24 protein-coding genes are annotated in these 16,215 nt (G+C 57.6%); 3 read left to right on the top strand and 21 right to left on the bottom strand.

Features of this window, described 5'->3' with window-relative positions; all coding sequences use genetic code 11:
- The first annotated feature begins 1 nt into the window (after nt 1).
- From BLS08_RS12985 to BLS08_RS12975, 3 genes are all read left to right on the top strand, one after another.
- Nucleotides 2–490 carry a GNAT family N-acetyltransferase gene (locus tag BLS08_RS12985; protein ID WP_069901383.1) on the top strand — a complete coding sequence of 163 codons (489 nt, stop codon included), beginning with the start codon at nt 2–4 and terminating at the stop codon, nt 488–490.
- Nucleotides 491–523: 33 nt separating this feature from the next.
- The gene (locus BLS08_RS12980) at nt 524–1,159 is read left to right on the top strand and encodes a hypothetical protein (protein WP_069901384.1); all 636 of its coding nucleotides are present in this window, start codon (nt 524–526) and stop codon (nt 1,157–1,159) included.
- 92 nt (nt 1,160–1,251) lie between these two features.
- Complete coding sequence (locus BLS08_RS12975) at nt 1,252–2,178, top strand: hypothetical protein (protein ID WP_069901385.1); 927 nt, start codon at nt 1,252–1,254, stop codon at nt 2,176–2,178.
- A gap of 46 nt (nt 2,179–2,224) precedes the next feature.
- Here the strand turns inward: BLS08_RS12975 and BLS08_RS12970 are convergent, their stop codons facing one another.
- The 21 genes from BLS08_RS12970 to BLS08_RS12860 form a co-directional block, all read right to left on the bottom strand.
- The gene (locus BLS08_RS12970) at nt 2,225–2,467 is read right to left on the bottom strand and encodes a hypothetical protein (protein ID WP_069901386.1); all 243 of its coding nucleotides are present in this window, start codon (nt 2,465–2,467) and stop codon (nt 2,225–2,227) included.
- Between the two features lie 18 nt (nt 2,468–2,485).
- Nucleotides 2,486–3,304, bottom strand: coding sequence for an abortive infection family protein (locus tag BLS08_RS12965; RefSeq protein ID WP_069901387.1), 819 nt, complete (start codon nt 3,302–3,304; stop codon nt 2,486–2,488).
- Between the two features lie 10 nt (nt 3,305–3,314).
- A complete protein-coding gene (locus BLS08_RS12960) occupies nt 3,315–6,062 on the bottom strand; it encodes a DNA methyltransferase (protein WP_069901388.1) in 2,748 nt (915 codons plus the stop codon).
- A gap of 207 nt (nt 6,063–6,269) precedes the next feature.
- Entirely contained in the window at nt 6,270–6,593 is a 324-nt protein-coding gene (locus tag BLS08_RS12955; RefSeq protein ID WP_069901389.1) for a hypothetical protein, read from the bottom strand.
- A 19-nt stretch (nt 6,594–6,612) separates the two neighbouring features.
- Entirely contained in the window at nt 6,613–6,963 is a 351-nt protein-coding gene (locus tag BLS08_RS12950; RefSeq protein WP_069901390.1) for a hypothetical protein, read from the bottom strand.
- Between the two features lie 59 nt (nt 6,964–7,022).
- Nucleotides 7,023–7,406 carry a hypothetical protein gene (locus BLS08_RS12945; protein ID WP_069901391.1) on the bottom strand — a complete coding sequence of 128 codons (384 nt, stop codon included), beginning with the start codon at nt 7,404–7,406 and terminating at the stop codon, nt 7,023–7,025.
- A complete protein-coding gene (locus tag BLS08_RS12940) occupies nt 7,403–8,194 on the bottom strand; it encodes a GIY-YIG nuclease family protein (RefSeq protein ID WP_069901392.1) in 792 nt (263 codons plus the stop codon). Before BLS08_RS12940 ends, BLS08_RS12945 begins: the two co-directional genes overlap by 4 nt.
- A gap of 87 nt (nt 8,195–8,281) precedes the next feature.
- Nucleotides 8,282–9,289: a nucleoid-associated protein YejK gene (gene yejK, locus BLS08_RS12935; RefSeq protein WP_017362323.1), complete on the bottom strand. Its 1,008-nt coding sequence runs from the start codon at nt 9,287–9,289 to the stop codon at nt 8,282–8,284.
- A 15-nt stretch (nt 9,290–9,304) separates the two neighbouring features.
- On the bottom strand, nt 9,305–10,123 hold the full coding sequence (locus BLS08_RS12930) for a hypothetical protein (RefSeq protein ID WP_017362322.1): 819 nt from the start codon (nt 10,121–10,123) through the stop codon (nt 9,305–9,307).
- Between the two features lie 248 nt (nt 10,124–10,371).
- A complete protein-coding gene (locus BLS08_RS12925; RefSeq protein WP_017362321.1) occupies nt 10,372–10,644 on the bottom strand; it encodes a hypothetical protein in 273 nt (90 codons plus the stop codon).
- A 108-nt stretch (nt 10,645–10,752) separates the two neighbouring features.
- Nucleotides 10,753–11,220 (bottom strand): hypothetical protein, encoded by a 468-nt coding sequence (locus BLS08_RS12920; RefSeq protein ID WP_017362320.1) that lies wholly within the window; start codon nt 11,218–11,220, stop codon nt 10,753–10,755.
- A gap of 257 nt (nt 11,221–11,477) precedes the next feature.
- Nucleotides 11,478–11,711 (bottom strand): hypothetical protein, encoded by a 234-nt coding sequence (locus BLS08_RS12910; RefSeq protein WP_017362318.1) that lies wholly within the window; start codon nt 11,709–11,711, stop codon nt 11,478–11,480.
- Nucleotides 11,712–11,741: 30 nt separating this feature from the next.
- Nucleotides 11,742–12,038: a hypothetical protein gene (locus BLS08_RS12905; protein ID WP_017362317.1), complete on the bottom strand. Its 297-nt coding sequence runs from the start codon at nt 12,036–12,038 to the stop codon at nt 11,742–11,744.
- Between the two features lie 47 nt (nt 12,039–12,085).
- Complete coding sequence (locus BLS08_RS12900; protein ID WP_017362316.1) at nt 12,086–12,505, bottom strand: hypothetical protein; 420 nt, start codon at nt 12,503–12,505, stop codon at nt 12,086–12,088.
- 110 nt (nt 12,506–12,615) lie between these two features.
- Nucleotides 12,616–12,984: a hypothetical protein gene (locus tag BLS08_RS12895; protein WP_017362315.1), complete on the bottom strand. Its 369-nt coding sequence runs from the start codon at nt 12,982–12,984 to the stop codon at nt 12,616–12,618.
- A 33-nt stretch (nt 12,985–13,017) separates the two neighbouring features.
- Nucleotides 13,018–13,407, bottom strand: a complete 390-nt coding sequence (locus BLS08_RS12890; protein ID WP_017362314.1) for a hypothetical protein — start codon at nt 13,405–13,407, stop codon at nt 13,018–13,020.
- A gap of 274 nt (nt 13,408–13,681) precedes the next feature.
- Nucleotides 13,682–14,380, bottom strand: coding sequence for a hypothetical protein (locus tag BLS08_RS12880; protein WP_017362312.1), 699 nt, complete (start codon nt 14,378–14,380; stop codon nt 13,682–13,684).
- Between the two features lie 195 nt (nt 14,381–14,575).
- Complete coding sequence (locus BLS08_RS12875) at nt 14,576–14,806, bottom strand: hypothetical protein (protein ID WP_017362310.1); 231 nt, start codon at nt 14,804–14,806, stop codon at nt 14,576–14,578.
- 12 nt (nt 14,807–14,818) lie between these two features.
- Nucleotides 14,819–15,193 carry a hypothetical protein gene (locus BLS08_RS12870; protein ID WP_017362309.1) on the bottom strand — a complete coding sequence of 125 codons (375 nt, stop codon included), beginning with the start codon at nt 15,191–15,193 and terminating at the stop codon, nt 14,819–14,821.
- A gap of 14 nt (nt 15,194–15,207) precedes the next feature.
- On the bottom strand, nt 15,208–15,918 hold the full coding sequence (locus BLS08_RS12865; protein WP_017362308.1) for a GNAT family N-acetyltransferase: 711 nt from the start codon (nt 15,916–15,918) through the stop codon (nt 15,208–15,210).
- Between the two features lie 12 nt (nt 15,919–15,930).
- Nucleotides 15,931–16,215, bottom strand: a complete 285-nt coding sequence (locus tag BLS08_RS12860; RefSeq protein WP_090336790.1) for a hypothetical protein — start codon at nt 16,213–16,215, stop codon at nt 15,931–15,933.

Here is a 16,215-nt window from a genome sequence, read left to right as displayed (position 1 = left end):
GATGAGCAAATCCATTCGAATCGCGGACCCAATGGAAGCACTGGTGAGTCTTCAGCGAGAAATACGCCGAGGCATGCAGACCCACCCCACCGAAATGAGCCCAAGCGTTCGTGTCATCCACGATCAGCCAACCGGCATCGCACGGTACACCTACGCGAAGATCGAGCACGGCCGCGTGAAGGCGATTTCCATATTCGTCCATCACGAGCCCATAGACGGCATTCCCTGCTTCAACCTGGGGTATGCCGTGCCAGAGGCGTATTGCAACCGAGGGTGGGCCAAGGAGATCGTTGAGCAGGGTATTCAGGAGCTGCGCCTGGGGCTCGGCCGGCATGGCGTCAAGTCGTTCTATGTCGAGGCAGTCGTCGGCAAGGACAATCTGGCTTCTCAGCGTGTCGCAAGCAAAGTCATATCGGACACACCCGTCGAAGGCACCGACTCGGAGTCTGGCGAGGCCATTCTCGCCTACACCCGCCTGGTCGAGTGCTGACCCTACCCTACTCTCGATAGCAAGATCGCTGCCATGCTGACCATTCAAGCGCACTCTTCAGCCACCTACGCACCACGCACCTATGTGAACGCTCACGCGGCTGACCTTACGGTGGCGCTGGCCGTCGACTTTACGACCGCTGGCGAGCGGCTGACGCACAAGGCGGCTGGTGATCGCTACCTTGGCCTACCCCTTGGCGGTGACCCCATTCTGGCCGCCCGCAAGCTCTATGCAGAGCTACGTCGTCGCAACGCCAGCACGCTCAATATCGCCGGCAATGGTATCTATACGCTGTCCAGGGCGGGCTGGTCGCAGGAACACGTCAACCAGTGGGTCTATGCCGTACTGGCGACCGTTGCACCTCACTGGCCGCTATCGCTAGTGCGTTCCGGTGGCCAGACAGGCGTCGATATCGCCGGGGTTGCGGCTGCCCATGCTCTCGGACTGGAGGCGCTGGCGCTGCTACCCGGCGGCTTCCTTCAGCGCTTCGAGGACAAGGTAGACTGTCCTCATTCGGCAGATGAGATCAGGGCGCAGATCGAGCGCTATGCGCATCTGCTGGTGCAGGGAAAGCAACAGCAGCCCCCTTGCTCAAGGCTGCCAGCAGACGTAGGATTTGCTGGCGCGCCGCCAGCGCCAGCACGCCCACCAGGGCGAAGGCCGATCTAGGCCAATGGCATCTCCCTCACCAATCGACATCTAGCATGCCAGCTGCGGCATGTGTTCAGTGGGCGTAACGCAAATGCCGCGTGGAGATTGCCATGCTCGATGATCTGCGTTTCCCCTCCGGCGTCACCTTTGCCCAAGCGAAGAAGGACGCCAAGCGCCTGGCCAAGAGCCAGTCCATCCCCCACACCGAAGCTCTCGACAGGATCGCGGCGCAGCACGGGCTTGCTTTGCCGTGGGCGAAGGTTACTGGGGCACTGCGCGAATTCAATGCAGAAATCGCGTCTTTGTCCTTCCCTGTTGCTGACGAGCCGTATTTCAGTGCAAGTTTCACGGGGATAAAGAATGAGGCTTTGGTAGCCGGGGATATCGGCCCTGGCAAGCTCGTTAGCTTAATTCACTCGACTACGATGCTATCGCCAGCAGGCCCTAGGCCAGTGGTTTTGTGCTCAGCCCAGGATCAAAGAAAGTGTCCCGATCTGGCTCCATCGATTTGGCAAGAGGGGTCGTCTTCCCCCGTGCCTGGCTCCATTATTGGATTCTACCCAGGCGTTTCAGGATACCCAGACGTTAGATCACTCGAACTCCCGGCCGGAACTATCGTTCTGTTGGATGAAGGAGTTCCAGAATCTGCCAAGTCCTACTGGCCAGACTGCCAGGCTTGGGCAAGAAGCAAACGCATTGCGCTAGTTTATCTGGTGCGTATGGCTGACCTAATCGACATATCAACCCAGATCAGGCACGTGAATAGGGCCTTTGTCCTCATCCAACGATCAGGGCAACAGTTCACCTTGCGTGATCCTGAGCGGCGAAAGACTACTGTCGACTTCTCTCTTTGGAGTAGGCCCAATCTGTTCAAGGAAACGCTACGACTCGTCTTGGGAACAGACCCAGAGACCAGTACGTTCTATTTGCACAAGAACAGTACCCCTGAAGCTCAATCAACCACTCTAGAAGCTGCCCAAAGGCTTTGGGCAGAAGGAAAGAACGCGACCGTCGTGGGCCGCTTCAAGGGCATGTAGGCCTGGCTTGCGCACCAACCGTCGGCACGGATGCCGGCAGCTGACCCTACACTGGGCCAGGTTGCTGAGTTGCGACGCGCTTGGAACGAACGACCTCGGCCATCTGCTGGTGCAGCTTCACCGCGCCCTGGCTGGTGATCACCCCGCAGCATTCCAGCGTAACGATCTGGCCTTCCAGAATGCCGTGGAAACGGTAGTACATCTCCTCACCTGGATTGGTCTTGGCGAAGTTCTCCAGGTTCCGCGCGAACCGCTCCAGCTCGCTGGCCTTCAGATTCTCATCTACCATGCGTTTCTCCCCGGTGCGTCAGAAAGGTATGGTCTCATCCCACAGGGGCTCGTCGGCCTTCTGCGCCAGGCTCTTGGCCTTGATCCTCGCTTCCAAGGACTTTATGAAGCGGATCGAGGATGCAACGTGATTGAAGATCAGCAGGCTCTCGTCGTAGTTCAGGATCGGATTGTCGTGAGCGAGGCTCTTGTTGTTGCGCACATCGTTGAAAGCCTCCAGTACCGAGATGCTGGACCTCAATATGCGCTCGGTCATCGCCGACTCAAGGTGGCCACTTGCGCGTAGTGCCTTCACATACTCGCCGAAGACACTGTGCAGTGGCTTGTCGCGGCTGATCGTGATGCCGTGCGGCTCACAGGTCACCCGGATGAACTTGTTGACGAACGTGTGTAGCCGATCAAGGGCACCCTCCGGCTGGTTCTTCTCGATGGCCTCACGCACGTGCTCGGCGACCACCTCGAAGTCGCGCTCATCTGCAATCGCGGTCAGCGCCTCCATATCGGCAACTGGCTGGTCGCTGAGTAGGCGCTGAGCGATCTTGCGACAGTCATCAACCAGCGCAGGGTTGCTGTCACCCAGACGGTCTATCTGAAGCCCGTAAGCAATCAGCCCGTCGAGCACCTTGCCGACTGTGTGGTTCGGAGCAATCTCCCAGAAGGTACGCATGCGCTTGGCTTTAGAGCCACCGCCTACCCGGTACTCCGGCGCGTCGATATCGACTCGAAAGTCGAGAAAGAACTCAGCATAAGTGCGATCCGAGAAGTCCAGGACATACCCGTCCCCCATCCCAAGCACCTTTTCGAGCTTGCGCCGCTCGAAGGCAGTGATCTCCGCCATGGCACTACCTCTAAGCCTTGGCCACGGCCGACACACCAGGTGCGGTCAGCTCAAGGTACAGTTCGAACAGGAAGGCCACTCGTTCAGCATCAGAGCGCCATGCCTTCTTCCCTCCAGAAGTGACATAGGCCTGATCAACAGCGCGATCCAGATCGCGATGTGCCTTGATCAGCTCAGGCGGCATTGTCAGCGGGTCATAGAGGTCGGCCAGGCATGAGTCACCGTAGAGCGCTCGCGCCTGAAGAACGCCTTCTGCGGCGCTCTCAATCGCGTGCTGCTGTGCCGGCGACAACTTGGTCGGCCACGGGTAGTTGTTGTAGACGATACCCACCGAATAGCGATAGTCCGACTTGAGGCGGCCGCAGACATTACGCATCCAGGCGTTGTGCATGGTCGAGTTCAAGATACCGAAGTGGTACATGCCAGCGTTCGGCATGATCTTGACCAGATTGCTGGCCAGCGTTTCCGGCATTTCGAAGCCGATAGGAATGAACAGGCGACGCTCCGAGGACACCTCGGGAATGATCAGGTAGTTGCCCTTGGGCATGTTCTCCACGTGGAAGCGTGTCGGCGTCTCGGCCAGCTTGCGGGTGGGCGGGCTCTTACTGGCCAGGCGCGTTTCGCGCACCAGCTTGATCCGCTCCCTGGCCAGCGGCATCGCGCGTAGCTCATTGGGTGGGCACTCACCCAGCCAGAGGCACCAGCGCTCGAAGCCGTTAATGAACTCCTCGGAGCCCACCCAGCGACGGAACCAACGCTTGGACTCGGGTTCCTTCTTGATGAAGTCCTCCATCTCCTCCGTCGTGAACAAGTAATGTCCGCCGTCGATAGGCTTATTGCCGATACCGATCTTGGGTACGTCGCACAGCGGGTTGGTGCGGTTCTGCAGGACGACATCGGCCGCATCGACCAGATACGGGTTGATGTTGCTTGCCACCACCACCTGCGGTTCGCCACGGATATCGAGATAGTCGTAGATGACCCGCTTGCTCGGTTCCGACTGGCTGAAGCCGACGATGATGCAATGCACAGCAGCCACCCCTTTGGCCTCATTGCGCCATTGGAAGGTACGGTGGGCGAAATGGATGTGGATACCCATGTCGAGCATCACTGGCCATAGCACGCCGGCCTGTTCGCCTTGCGTGATCGAGTTGGTCGACACGAAAGCACAGAGCGTTTCCGGCTTGGCATAGCGCGCGGCCTTGATGTACCAGGCGGCTACGAAGTCGAGCAGGCCCAAGTTCTTGATCCCGCCGAGAGCGAACTGGATATCGGCACGCTGATCGTCGCTCATCATCTTCGCGCCAACGAACGGTGGATTGCCGAGCACGAAACAACAGCGCGCCGCCGGCACCACATCATTCCAGTCAAGTCGCAGAGCGTTGTCATTGACGATATTGGCCGACTTGATCAGCGGGATACGCACCAGGGCGTCACCGAACGTCTGGCCAACCAGCAGGTTCATCTGATGATCGATCAGCCACATGGCCACCCTGGCAATCTGCGCTGGCCACTCCTCGATCTCGATGCCATGAAATTGATCGACATCGACCTTCACGTAATGGGCAACGGCATCCATGGACAACTGCTGCTGATCGCGCTTGTAGAGCCGCTTGATAACCTCCAGCTCCAGCAGACGAATCTCGCGATAGGTGATGACCAGGAAGTTGCCGCATCCACAGGCTGGGTCGAAGAAGTTCAGGCTACCGAGCTTGTCGTGGAATGCCCGCAACTTGGCCGGCTGAGTCTTGACCCGCTCGTACTCGGCACGCAGATCATCCAAGAACAGCGCCGAGATGAGCTTGAGGATGTTCTTCTCGCTGGTGTAGTGCGCGCCCAGGTTGCGTCGAACCTTCGCGTCCATGATCCCCTGGAACAGCGAGCCGAATATCGCCGGGCTGATCGTGCCCCAGTCCAGATGACAACACCACAGAAGCAGGTCGCGCATCTCTTTGTCGAAGCTTGCGGTACGCAGGTGTTCCTCGAAGAGCTTGCCGTTCACATAGGGAAATGCGGCGAGCTGCTCATCGAGGTTACGCAGGCGCTTCTCCGGCGGCGTGTTCAGTACCTCGAAGAGTTCATTCAGCCGAGAGGCCAGGTCAGAGCCATCCTCGCTGGTGCGGGTGCTGATGAAGTCCTCGAACGCATCTCGCGGCATGAAGATGCCTGTGTCGTCAGCGAACAGGCAGAACAGCAGGCGGACAAGGTAAACCTCCAGCTGGTGCCCCTCGTACCCTATCGCAAACAGTTTGTCGTGCAGTTTGCCCAGTCGCTCGGCGGCATCGATGTTTACCGGGTCCTGCTCGCGGAAGGTACGGGCCTCGTAGCCAGCAATGAAGCCGAAAGCGGTGATGTGCTGGGGCAGCTCCTCCAGCGGGAATTCGAACTCGGTATCCGCCTCCAGATCGTACAGACGAAAGCGCGCAAAGTCGGAAACGACGATGTATCGAGGCAGCTCTTTGTCGGACAGCCCTGGGAAGTAGTCGATGGCCTGATCGTGGGCAATGGTCAGGTCTTTGCCACGAGACTTATGCTCGGCGAGCATCACACCTGGCCAGAAGAGGTCGATATACCCGTTCTTTCCGCTGGCCTTGTGCACCAGCTTCTCGAACTGGGCAATTCGCCTGCGTGGTATCCCGAACACGTTGAAGAATGCATCCCAGAAGCTCTTGGCCTCGGCATCTTCAGATGATTCGTTCTCCCACTCGCGAACAAAGGCTATCGCTCGGTCTCGAATTTCGTTCCATGACAACGGCATAGATACTTCCTTTAACGATCATGACTCGATAGCCCGATCTCTTATTGTGTTGGCATATCGGAGATGTACAGTTCCCCGTGTGGATAGGTGAGCGCCCTGGTGACACCTGCCGGCGTATGCTGTCGCTGCGAGGGGGCATCCAGCCACGCCAGCCGCTTCCTTGCAGTCATATCCGCGTGCAGGACTACCGGGTTCCGCTCAAGGCGCTCACCTATCGTCAACGGTTAAGCAACGGCCGGCGCAAAGGTCCGCCAGTTCCATGAACCGCTGCTGGGCCACATCTGCATCAGTAGGGTCAAGGAATTGAATGACATGGCGATAGCGGTCTAACAGGCTGTCGAGGAGTGCAATTTCGTCGTCAGTCATTGGGGGGCTATTTAGCGCCTCTTCAGCCTTACGCAACTGGTCAATATCGAACTCTTCGATTGTGCCGATTGCTATTTCGCTGCCTTCAGGTGTGATCGCGATCAACTGGGAACCATCTCGCCGAAGTGAGAAAGGGTCAGATGCGTTTTCGTTTTGGTCAGTCATGATGGGGTTCCTGAAGCAATTAGGCCGGAGAAAACGCCGCTTTCGCTGCTTGCACCCTGAAGCAGCATGCAATCCACTTCATCCACTCGGCTGGCGCGACTTTACCTTCAATGCAAAACGCATACGCACGTGCGACTACGAAAACATCCTGCCTCGTTTCCGCGTCAGTTAAAGGTGCTGACACAGCAAACGCAGCATGCTGCCGGAAGTACTCCGCAGCACTGCGCATTCTCGACATGTCATCGGGAGCCTTTGCTTGATCGAATGCAGCGGTCATGATCTCCGCATCTACCTCTGCCTGCTTCGTCGAGAAGAATTGCTTGTGAGCGTCGATGATCTCATTTGCGGATTGCGTGCTGTTGGATGTCATTATCTGATTCCTGGCAGAGTGGTGGTTGGTTCCGGCCGGCGGGCTTGGACTGCTACCCGCTACAAGGATCGCGCCGAAAGGCCCGCCTTCGTCGGGGGCTGCCGCAGCGCGCCGATCATGACCAGTGGTGAGACCAGCACAATGATCGCAGCGATGTTCTGCGACACGAGCGAAGGCGCGGCTGGTTCAAGTGCGGCCAGTACTGTAGGACTGCACCAGCACAGAAGCAGCCCGCTTTGGTTGGCACAGCCGTTGAGCAGGGTTGACGCACGACGGGCGATCACCATGGCTGCAACTGCATACAGGGCCACAGCCACAAGCTCTACTGGCGATTGAAACCAATCCGGAAGCATCACCTCAGCAGCATTTGACCGGATACCGAGGAATACGCCCGCAAGAACGCCCAGGAAGACCAGGGAAGCGATGCTACTGATGGACTTCATACGGGCTCTCCTACTTGAGCGCTCATTTCGTCGGCGGCTGGCGCTGCGCTAAACAAGTCATTTGTGCTCGGGTTAAACCCAGCCGGGCGCGCCGTGTTGAACCCCTGTTCTATCGAGTTCAGAGCTGCGATCCAATGGCTTTCCCGCTGCGTAATGTACGCGGCGCGATCCTTACAGTCATCCGGGATTACGATGACCTCCAGAATCGAGTACTCCCAGTCGGTTGGATGGCTCGCATGGATCGCTTTGTGAAACTTGCAACCGGTAGGGACAGTCAGGTGCTGCCACCAGCGCAAGGTGAAGGGCTGAGTGGTCTGGCCGACATAGGCCATGCCTGAAGACTTCTGGCGAATCTGGTAGATAACTGGCGGCAGCTTGCCTTCGTTGGTCAGGCGGAACTCCTGAACTTCGCGTGCCTTCCCGTCAACTGAGCAGCGGTATGAGCAGTAGTCAGCCCCCCTGTAGTCGGCGTGGAAGTCGTTGTACTTGTCGATCAGGCGAAACGTGCTGCCGCACTCTCGGCATGAGGACTCCCGGAAACGCCGCAGAATGTAGTCATTACTGGGGTCTACCTCCTCGATGCGCAGGAGGTAAGCATGCTGCTCCAGGTCCTTCGCTAGCACGCGCTGGGGGAACGTACGGCCGTACTCCTCATCGATCTGCGCCTTGGCGGCCTTGCGGTCGGGCGCGGTCACGAGACCGCTGAAAACAGGCGGCCAGGCCCATGGTGAGTCGCCTTCGTACTCGGGAGGCCTGCGCCCTTTGATCTGGTAGTAAAACTCCGGCATTGCCACTCTCCGTAGCCCGTGGCGGGCGATTGAACCAGCGAATAACGGGGCAGCGGCGAGCGCTGCCCGAGGGGGGCAATCCCGGCGTTAATCCTTGTTGCGTTTGAGCTGGTCTTTCAGCTGGGTCGGAATCTGACGAATCGTCAGCGTGTCGCGCGCTTCGTCGTACTCAATCTTCGAGCCCAGCAGGTGCGCCTCGAAGCTGATCGAGAGACCTTCAGCTCGGCCGGTGAAGCGCTTGAACTGGTTGAGCACCTTCTTGTCTGCCGGGAATTCCGGGGCCATTCCATAGTCCTTGTTGCGGATGTGCTCGTAGAAGGCCTTCGGGCGGTCTTCGTCGATCAGGCCGGACAACTCTTCCAGGGTGATCGGCTCACCGAGCTTCGCCTGGGTGGTGGCGTAGCCCACCAGGGTTTCGGTCTTCTCGCGGGCCTGCTCTTCCGGGAGGTCTTCGCTTTCCACGAAGTCGCTGAAGGCCTTCAGCAGGGCACGGGTCTCGCCAGGTGCGTCAACGCCTTCCATGCAGCCGATGAAGTCGCGGAAGTAGTCAGAGACCTTGCGGCCATTCTTGCCCTTGATGAAGGAGATGTACTGCCGGGACTTGGGGTTGTTACGCCATTCGCTGATGTTGATCCGGGCAGCCAGGTGCAGTTGACTGAGGTCGAGGTGCGTCGTGGGCGCGATATCCAGGCCTTCGGTCAGGGTGACACCTTCACGCTGGTGCAGCATGGCGACAGCCAGGTAATCGGTCATGCCCTGGACATAATGGGCGAACAATACGTGGCCACCCACCGCCAGGTTCGATTCCTCCATCAGACGTTGCAGCTGTTCGGCAGCGTGATGGCTGAACGAGGCAAAGTCCCGCTCGCCATCCAGGTACTGCGCCAGCCACCCACTTAACGGGTAGGCACCGGAGCCCTCGTGGAACAGACCCCAGGCTTTGCCTTGCTTGGCGTTATAGCTTTCGTTGAGGTCGGCCAGCAGGTTCTCCAAGGCCTGAGAGGGCACCAGCTCGCTTTCGCGCGTATGAAGGGAAGCCGGCGAGCCGTCCGGCTTTTTGTCGATTCGATGGACGATGCAGTGACGAATGGGCATGAAAACCTCGCAGGATCAGGAGTTGGTTGGCGTGCTGGTGCTGGAATGACCATCGAGCAAGGCATCGGCCTTGACGATGCTCGGGTACTGGCTTGCGGCCTGTGGGCCGTGTTTCGGTTCGAGCTGTAAGAACAGGTCGGATCGGAGCAAACGAAGAACATCCAGGACGTTCGAGAGTTGCTGAGGCATTACCGCTTTCGAGGGGACCATTGCGGGCAAGCCCGCTTTTTCAGACGCGATAGCGTCATCAACCTCTTTGCACATTTGCTCAAACGTGACCCCGACGCGGAACGCTACTTGCGGGGCGTAAAAGCGCCAGCGCTCGGCGTCAACACAGCTACCTTCGTCAGCAGCCGGCCCTTTGCCCTGTTCAGCACTTGGCGCATTCAACAGGACAGTGCCTCTTGCGTGCACGTCGGCATAGGCCTGGATCGCATCCCACCATTCGTCCTGAGGCATCGCCCCAGCAATCAGTTCTTGAATAGCAATGGTCTGGTGGTGTTGAGGCAGCTGGATCGCCTCCAGCGCGGCGATATCGGCACGGCAGGCATCCAGCAGTTTCTTGGCCTGTGTGTCGACAGTTTGTTTTGGAGTTGCCGAGGCCTGGACGGTCAGCTTGCCCCGCAGTTCGTCAATCGGCTCCCACCATTTCTCGCCGTAACGGTGACGCAGGTTTGCGCCGCTATCGTGCCCCGTGAAAACCTGAAGCGCTTCAGCTGCATCCTTCGCCAGCTTGAGCCAGACAGCCTCGCGCGCGCGCAGCGCATCGATCTCGTCCGCCATCGTCTCGCGTGGCGTGTTCGGCCAGTCCGGCCGCTCCTCTCGATAGCCCATCGACCTTTCCTCTTGGTAACGATAGAGATGGCAGCGCCAGCAATGAGCACAGCCATCGCTTGATATTGTATATTCGTTATCAAGAATATGGAAGCGGGAATTTTGGGTATTTCCGATGGCTACGCGAAAGGCCGGGTGCCTCTCGCTAGCCCCATTAGCCGCTGATCAGACAGCGGCCATGGGGCATGTTTGCTAGTCGGCTCGCTGGGGAGCAAATGAGCTTTGGTGCCAGAGGTGAATCGGGCGAATCACTCGACCGCTTTGTGCTCGTGCCGGGTGATCTCAAAACCACCAGTAACCGAACGGATTTCAAAGTCGTACCCGAGCTGCTGAGCCATAGCGCGGAACGCGGTAATTTCCAGGTCGTCTTGGTAGCTCTGACCATTCGCCTGGTAGTTCTTGCCGATCTCGTGCAGGCGCTGCTCGATCAAGTCCAGCATGGAGTTGGCATATTGAGATGGGACGGTGATCTGCTTACTGCTCATGGGAAGCCCTTTTGTCGTGAAGTTGAACTGCGGCATCCCAAAGTCGGCATACCGCTACTGCCGAAGCCCGCGCGATGGCGGGCTCATAACAGTAAGGCCTCATGCCAGGCTTCGCCGACTATGGTCTTACAGCACGGGTACGCATCAGAACTTGATGCTGGCGGGCGCGTCAGCCAGCTTGAAGCGGTACGCAAAGACTGGCTGTTGATTGATGCCGCCCCAATACGTGATAGCTGTAGAGCACTGATCAGGCGTTACCAGGGTTCGCATGAGCATGGTCAACTCTTTGGCCGCATCAAGCAGCCAAATTGACTCATCCTCTGGATCAGGTCGCGCTGCCCCTGCATACAGCAAGTATGCTCGCTGAAGCTCAACGCTGTACGCGAGGCCGACATATTTCTGCCCCAACAGCCAGTGCATGCAGACCAACTCATAGCGGTCACACTCAGCCTTGAGCCCATCCTCCATGCCCTGACGATACTCTGCCAGCATCGCTTCCGCCTCTGCCTGTGCATCCGCCAAGGGCGTTTTGCCCTTTCCGCTGAACGCTGGTAACGACTGGATAACCAGCAGGTTTTCACCGCGCTGATTCTGGGACAGCAGCTCACTCATGATCATCTCCATGTTATGCGAGGGTAATGACGCCGCGTTTCGCTAGAGCCTTCTTGCAGCGCCGGCATCCAATGTGCCCATTTGTATCAGTCAAGGTCTGACCTGCCCCGTCATCGGCGATAACGCCGCACAAGGCCCTATTATCGTTGGCGTCGTACTCGACGGCGTGAGTGCAGTAACCCCTCTCCTTCGAGTTGTAGCTTCGCCACTGCACCCAGTAGTTATCGGTCGTATTGGCCATCTTGGCTTCTCAGTGATCAGGCCTTTGCCACGTCGCCCTGCCGGTTGACGATTTCCATGTGCGTTGAGTCGCCCTTGAGCCTGAAGGTAAAGCCAGCGCGCCAGTCCAGGCGCTCGCCGAATTCGCTGATCCAGTCGCTGGCATCCTGCTTACTGCGAAAACCACGCTCATACTTCACCGTATCACCGCGCCGGACAAACCAGCGGCAATTACCCTGGAGCGGTACAGAGGTGTAACTGAATGAGGTCATAGCACTCTCCAATTCAGGCTTGCGAGGTGGCTACTGGTCGAGCCGTGACTCTAGATCGCAGCGCTCGTTTTCAAGCTCTTCAATAGCTTCATCAGCTTGCTCAACAATGGAGTTGAGTTTCGGCCTCAGTTCGCCGGCCAGACTCGCAGAAAGAGCGCCAGCGTGCTCCATTGCATCCATGTAGCCCAATAAGCGAGAGGCGCGCTTTGCGGCCTCAAGCTTTGCAGTACGGACACTTTCAGGGATGTTTCCCCATGCCGAATTCAATGCCTTCTCTACGTCATCGAATTGCTGGGCGATATAAGCGACCTGATCAAATGCAGCCATGATGATTCCTGTATCTGTTCTCGCGTTCAAGCGACCTGGTGAGATTGTCAGCGTGCGGTAGCAACGTGCTTTTCACTGCCAATCACGTCGACCTGGTGCATCTCGAAGTTACTGGCCGGGCAGGTGCAGATGCCAAAGGTTCCGTGGTACTCGGATTGAACAGCACGGATATAGGCGAACTCAGCTTCGTAGGAGAAGAAGGTGGCCGGCGGAAATGCCCCTGCGCGAGTGGGATAGACAGAGGTAGCTTTACGCTGCATCGCTGTTTGTTCTGCAGGCATTGGTTCGTCGATGAACCGTACGTCGATGAAGCGAGAGCCCGATTCGTCGGCTGCCTGTACGGCAGCGGAAATGCGCGCATTGCGCTCCGCCTGGCGCTCCAGCCACAGCTCATGCTGCTCGGACTCTTCAAGAGAGCTGAAACCCAGTGCGAGTGCTTGCTCCAGCTTCAGGGCTTGATCGACCATCGTAGCCTCCCAGGCAATACGTCACAATGACCATAGTTTGAACTATAGTTAATTCAATGGCAAGAATAGATTAAACCACAGTTCAAACTTTGTGTTTCGCCCTGATCAGGTCATTCGCCGATAAATGCCCCTGCAACCAGCTCTGCCGCAGCATGGCGAGCATCGCGGTGGGCGTGCAAGTAAGCAGTACGCCTATCCGTGAATTCATCGTTTGCTTTGCTTTCGTCGCACTGAATATTCATTACGTCAGCGTACAGCTGGCTCACCACGCTATCGACCTCAAGCCCCTTGGCAGCGAGTTTGCAAAGCGCCAGCACCGTATCAGGGGTCAACGCGCTGATAAGCTTTGCTGCCGACTGGTCGATGAAGCTCACCTGATTCAGATCGTCAACTTTGAACCACTCGGCACCAGGTACTGCCTTGCTGGCCAGCCCTTCGATTTGCTCGATTACAGCCTGGACTTGGATATCGATAGGCATCGGTGCCCTCTCCTCTTGCTATGCACAGCTCCATTACTGGACCTGGCTAATTAGTGTGTCCTTCGCCTTCGACTCCAGGGGTTCACCCCTGATCGAGCGCCAGAGGAAGTCGTTATAGGGTTCCCTTGCGTCGCCATAGTCGGGTGCAGGACTTACCTGAACCGGACGAAGATCGGCGATTTCGCCGACGCTATCCCATACGTCCTGATTCGACAGATATCCCTTTTGCAGTCGATCACGAATGGCAGCCTGAAGAGCTGGCGGCAAGGTCACATACTCGCCGGCCAGAACGGCATAACCGCTGGCTGTAGCCTCCTGTTTCGCGTACCAACTACTTGTCGCAGGATGAATGACGAAATGGGTGATCGCTACCAGCGCCAACACGTATACAGCGCCAGCAAAGAATTTCTTGCCTCGATTCATAGCGTTCTCGATGATCAGGGGCGCGGCCAACCTTGATGGATGGCGCACGAGATATCCAATTCGACGTAGCCGATACGCTTTCTTGGTCGGCCGTAAACCTGCTCGCCATCCGGCTGCCTCATGACGACATGCAGCACATTTCCATCAGCAGGTACTTCCACATGGATTGCATCAGTGATCTGGACACGACCAGGCGCACCATCAGCGGGCTCAGTCACTGCGGTATACGCACAGCCTTTAGCTGCCAGTGCATCTGCGACTGATTGAGCATTCATTAAGCAGACTTACGCCATGAGATGTCGTCGATAAGTGATCGCCCCTTTCGGAGCAACTCCACCAGGTATCCCTCACCTGCACGATCCTCGCCGGACAGTAGGCCGGGAACGTTGTGCAGAACATTGGCGACATCCACTGCATGCGCCGGAGCATCAAAGGCCGCTTCACGAATGCGGCAAAGACCATCGGCCAATAGAGTCAACGCCTCTCGACGGTTAGCCGGATCAACGACCTTCACCTGGGCCAGCAACTGATCAATAACGAATGCCGCGCTCCTCATCGCGTCCAAGGTTTCGCCCACAGGGAAGCCTGGCTGCCCTTGGCGGTTGATGCGACTCCAAAGCAGCTCGGCGACACTCGAAGCCTCAGCGACAAGCTCTTCCAGTTGAGCAGCCTGTTTCAGCTCAGCAAACGTTTCCCTCGTACTTTTAACACTTGCGTGAAGCGCTTTGGCGTCGCCTTCAGGTCGCGTTTCGCTCCCAGCTTGCGCGAGATCAACAGCGGGTTCATACCAGACGCGCAAACCACCGGCTTGAACTTGAAACCCAAGAAAGGTAGTTGGCGGGATCGTCTCGACATTGATGATCCTGGCCGTTTCGCTGGCCAAACGCTCACGAACCTTACCGAGAGCGACGTTCAGCTCCTTGGCTTCACTACCATCGCGCTCGAATACGATAAACACTGCCTTCAAAGCCATACATCCCCCTACCCAAACCGTTTCATCAGCGCAGTCAAACACGCCCAGCCAATGACGCCCATGACCAGCCCGAAGCCAACAACCGTCCGCTCCAGTCCATAGGTAGCATTCAGTGCAGCAAAAAACGCCATCACTGCGGTGCCCGCGAGCGGGAAAAGCCATGCCCGACTCTTCGAATTAGCCATCAATAATCACTCACTGTTTGAACATATCCGTCTGGCCATCACCTGGGTCCTTCCTCGGCGCGTTTAAGGGGTGGCCGAGCTGGCGCTTCACTTCTGACAACCACGCTTTGTATGGCGTGTTGGCGCGCACCCCGAACGGATACGCTTCGACAAGTGCCTTGCGTAAGGCCGGCATATCTTCGCGCCCGACATTACGAATGACATCCGCCACGATTGGCGCAGCGCGATCAGCCCAAGACATACCCACCCCCGCTTAGTGGTGAACGCCAATACTCATGAAGAACATAACGCCGCCGTAGAGGATGGCTCCCATCAGCACAAGCGTGGCGACACCCATAAGAGGGTGCACGCCTCTTCCTGGAGGTACGAAGCTGCCACCGAGCGTGCGGTTAGCCAGATAGGTCAACCCTGCGCGCACTCCAGTTGCTTCGTATTCTTCGAGCGCCAGCTGGTGCTGCTCTTGCGCCTTGATATACCTCGCCAGCGCAGCTCGCTGCATGCTTGACCGGGTAGGCATGTCCGCGCGCTCGCTCACGTCGAGATGCAGCTTGGTGCAGTGATCGTAAGCTTGGCGGTATTCCTCACATGCAGTTTTCAATGCTCGCAGCTTGATCTTCCGTAGGCTCATGGCTCAATCACCTGTCAGGCTGTCGCGGCAGCTTTACGGGCTTGCAACAGCGACTTGACCTCTTCTACGCGCTTACGAGTGTCGGCATCTCGTTTGGCATAGGCATCACGGGTAGCCTTGCCGAGCTTGTCGCGTATAGCTTCCTTGGCGCGGATATAGCGTGGGTGCTGATCCAGGAACTCTTGGCCATGGCCCCAATTCTTTCCTGACATGGTTCCAGTACTCATACCAACGTGAGCCCCCTGGACAGCAGTCGGGTGGAAACCGAGGTGTTCATACATTGGAACCAACTCCAGAGGACAGTCGAGCCCCAGCACTGGGTAGTCGCGCTTCAGCTCATCGAGCATCAGCCGGAACACGCCCTGGCCGCGATAGCTCTTCTCGACTGCCGCATATCCAATGGTTGCCACACCCTCTGCCAGCAGCCTCGGCTTGTACTGGATAAAGCCCGCAAACCTGGGTTCGTCTTGTTCATCGTCGATTGCTGCGATGACACCGACCTTCAACTCGCACATGAGCCCTTCAAAGCGCTGGCGAACACCTGCGCCTACCATTGTCATCGCGTCGTAAAGCAACGCAGCAACCTCGGCCTGCGCCAGCGGCAGTATCGGGCTGTCCGCGTCCACCACGTAGCCGACCATCGCTGGCGCTTCAGACACAGCCAGGTTGACGCTCTTATCGATCACGAGGGGACTGATCCCGTTAGTGAAGTGAATGAGTTCCATGCCCCATTTCCCCTATTTCGGTTGACGTTTTGCTTCCCAGAACTTGGCCCGCCGTTTTTCCCTCGGCAGGGTAAACACGTAGTAGTTGAAGATCGTCAGTCGTACGGTGAACGCCGAAAGAATGGCCATGGTGATAAACACCCGTCCCAGCGAGTCTTTACCTTGATCCTCAGCAGCGATAATCAAGCCAGAAATCCAGCCCGACATCAGCCAACAGCCATAGACCACGCCGGCCATAGCGCCCATCATGATGAGGTGCAACAACGGCACCAGGTAACCACCTTGCTTCCTGTGCAT

This window comes from Ectopseudomonas chengduensis (assembly GCF_900102635.1).
In the GTDB taxonomy this organism is placed as follows: domain Bacteria; phylum Pseudomonadota; class Gammaproteobacteria; order Pseudomonadales; family Pseudomonadaceae; genus Aquipseudomonas; species Aquipseudomonas chengduensis.
This window is presented reverse-complemented; position numbering and strand designations above follow the sequence as displayed.

Coding starts and splice junctions, on each gene's coding strand:
- BLS08_RS12890 (WP_017362314.1), bottom strand. CDS start 13,407: ATGAATCGAGGCAAGAAATTCTTTGCTGGCGCTGTATACGTGTTGGCG.
- BLS08_RS12905 (WP_017362317.1), bottom strand. CDS start 12,038: ATGGCTGCATTTGATCAGGTCGCTTATATCGCCCAGCAATTCGATGAC.
- BLS08_RS12975 (WP_069901385.1), top strand. CDS start 1,252: ATGCTCGATGATCTGCGTTTCCCCTCCGGCGTCACCTTTGCCCAAGCG.
- BLS08_RS12940 (WP_069901392.1), bottom strand. CDS start 8,194: ATGCCGGAGTTTTACTACCAGATCAAAGGGCGCAGGCCTCCCGAGTAC.
- BLS08_RS12865 (WP_017362308.1), bottom strand. CDS start 15,918: ATGGAACTCATTCACTTCACTAACGGGATCAGTCCCCTCGTGATCGAT.
- BLS08_RS12900 (WP_017362316.1), bottom strand. CDS start 12,505: ATGGTCGATCAAGCCCTGAAGCTGGAGCAAGCACTCGCACTGGGTTTC.
- BLS08_RS12970 (WP_069901386.1), bottom strand. CDS start 2,467: ATGGTAGATGAGAATCTGAAGGCCAGCGAGCTGGAGCGGTTCGCGCGG.
- BLS08_RS12925 (WP_017362321.1), bottom strand. CDS start 10,644: ATGCCGCAGTTCAACTTCACGACAAAAGGGCTTCCCATGAGCAGTAAG.
- BLS08_RS12965 (WP_069901387.1), bottom strand. CDS start 3,304: ATGGCGGAGATCACTGCCTTCGAGCGGCGCAAGCTCGAAAAGGTGCTT.
- BLS08_RS12880 (WP_017362312.1), bottom strand. CDS start 14,380: ATGGCTTTGAAGGCAGTGTTTATCGTATTCGAGCGCGATGGTAGTGAA.
- BLS08_RS12955 (WP_069901389.1), bottom strand. CDS start 6,593: ATGACTGACCAAAACGAAAACGCATCTGACCCTTTCTCACTTCGGCGA.
- BLS08_RS12910 (WP_017362318.1), bottom strand. CDS start 11,711: ATGACCTCATTCAGTTACACCTCTGTACCGCTCCAGGGTAATTGCCGC.
- BLS08_RS12870 (WP_017362309.1), bottom strand. CDS start 15,193: ATGAGCCTACGGAAGATCAAGCTGCGAGCATTGAAAACTGCATGTGAG.
- BLS08_RS12980 (WP_069901384.1), top strand. CDS start 524: ATGCTGACCATTCAAGCGCACTCTTCAGCCACCTACGCACCACGCACC.
- BLS08_RS12985 (WP_069901383.1), top strand. CDS start 2: ATGAGCAAATCCATTCGAATCGCGGACCCAATGGAAGCACTGGTGAGT.
- BLS08_RS12930 (WP_017362322.1), bottom strand. CDS start 10,123: ATGGGCTATCGAGAGGAGCGGCCGGACTGGCCGAACACGCCACGCGAG.
- BLS08_RS12950 (WP_069901390.1), bottom strand. CDS start 6,963: ATGACATCCAACAGCACGCAATCCGCAAATGAGATCATCGACGCTCAC.
- BLS08_RS12860 (WP_090336790.1), bottom strand. CDS start 16,215: ATGCACAGGAAGCAAGGTGGTTACCTGGTGCCGTTGTTGCACCTCATC.
- BLS08_RS12960 (WP_069901388.1), bottom strand. CDS start 6,062: ATGCCGTTGTCATGGAACGAAATTCGAGACCGAGCGATAGCCTTTGTT.
- BLS08_RS12895 (WP_017362315.1), bottom strand. CDS start 12,984: ATGCCTATCGATATCCAAGTCCAGGCTGTAATCGAGCAAATCGAAGGG.
- BLS08_RS12875 (WP_017362310.1), bottom strand. CDS start 14,806: ATGTCTTGGGCTGATCGCGCTGCGCCAATCGTGGCGGATGTCATTCGT.
- BLS08_RS12945 (WP_069901391.1), bottom strand. CDS start 7,406: ATGAAGTCCATCAGTAGCATCGCTTCCCTGGTCTTCCTGGGCGTTCTT.
- yejK (WP_017362323.1), bottom strand. CDS start 9,289: ATGCCCATTCGTCACTGCATCGTCCATCGAATCGACAAAAAGCCGGAC.
- BLS08_RS12920 (WP_017362320.1), bottom strand. CDS start 11,220: ATGAGTGAGCTGCTGTCCCAGAATCAGCGCGGTGAAAACCTGCTGGTT.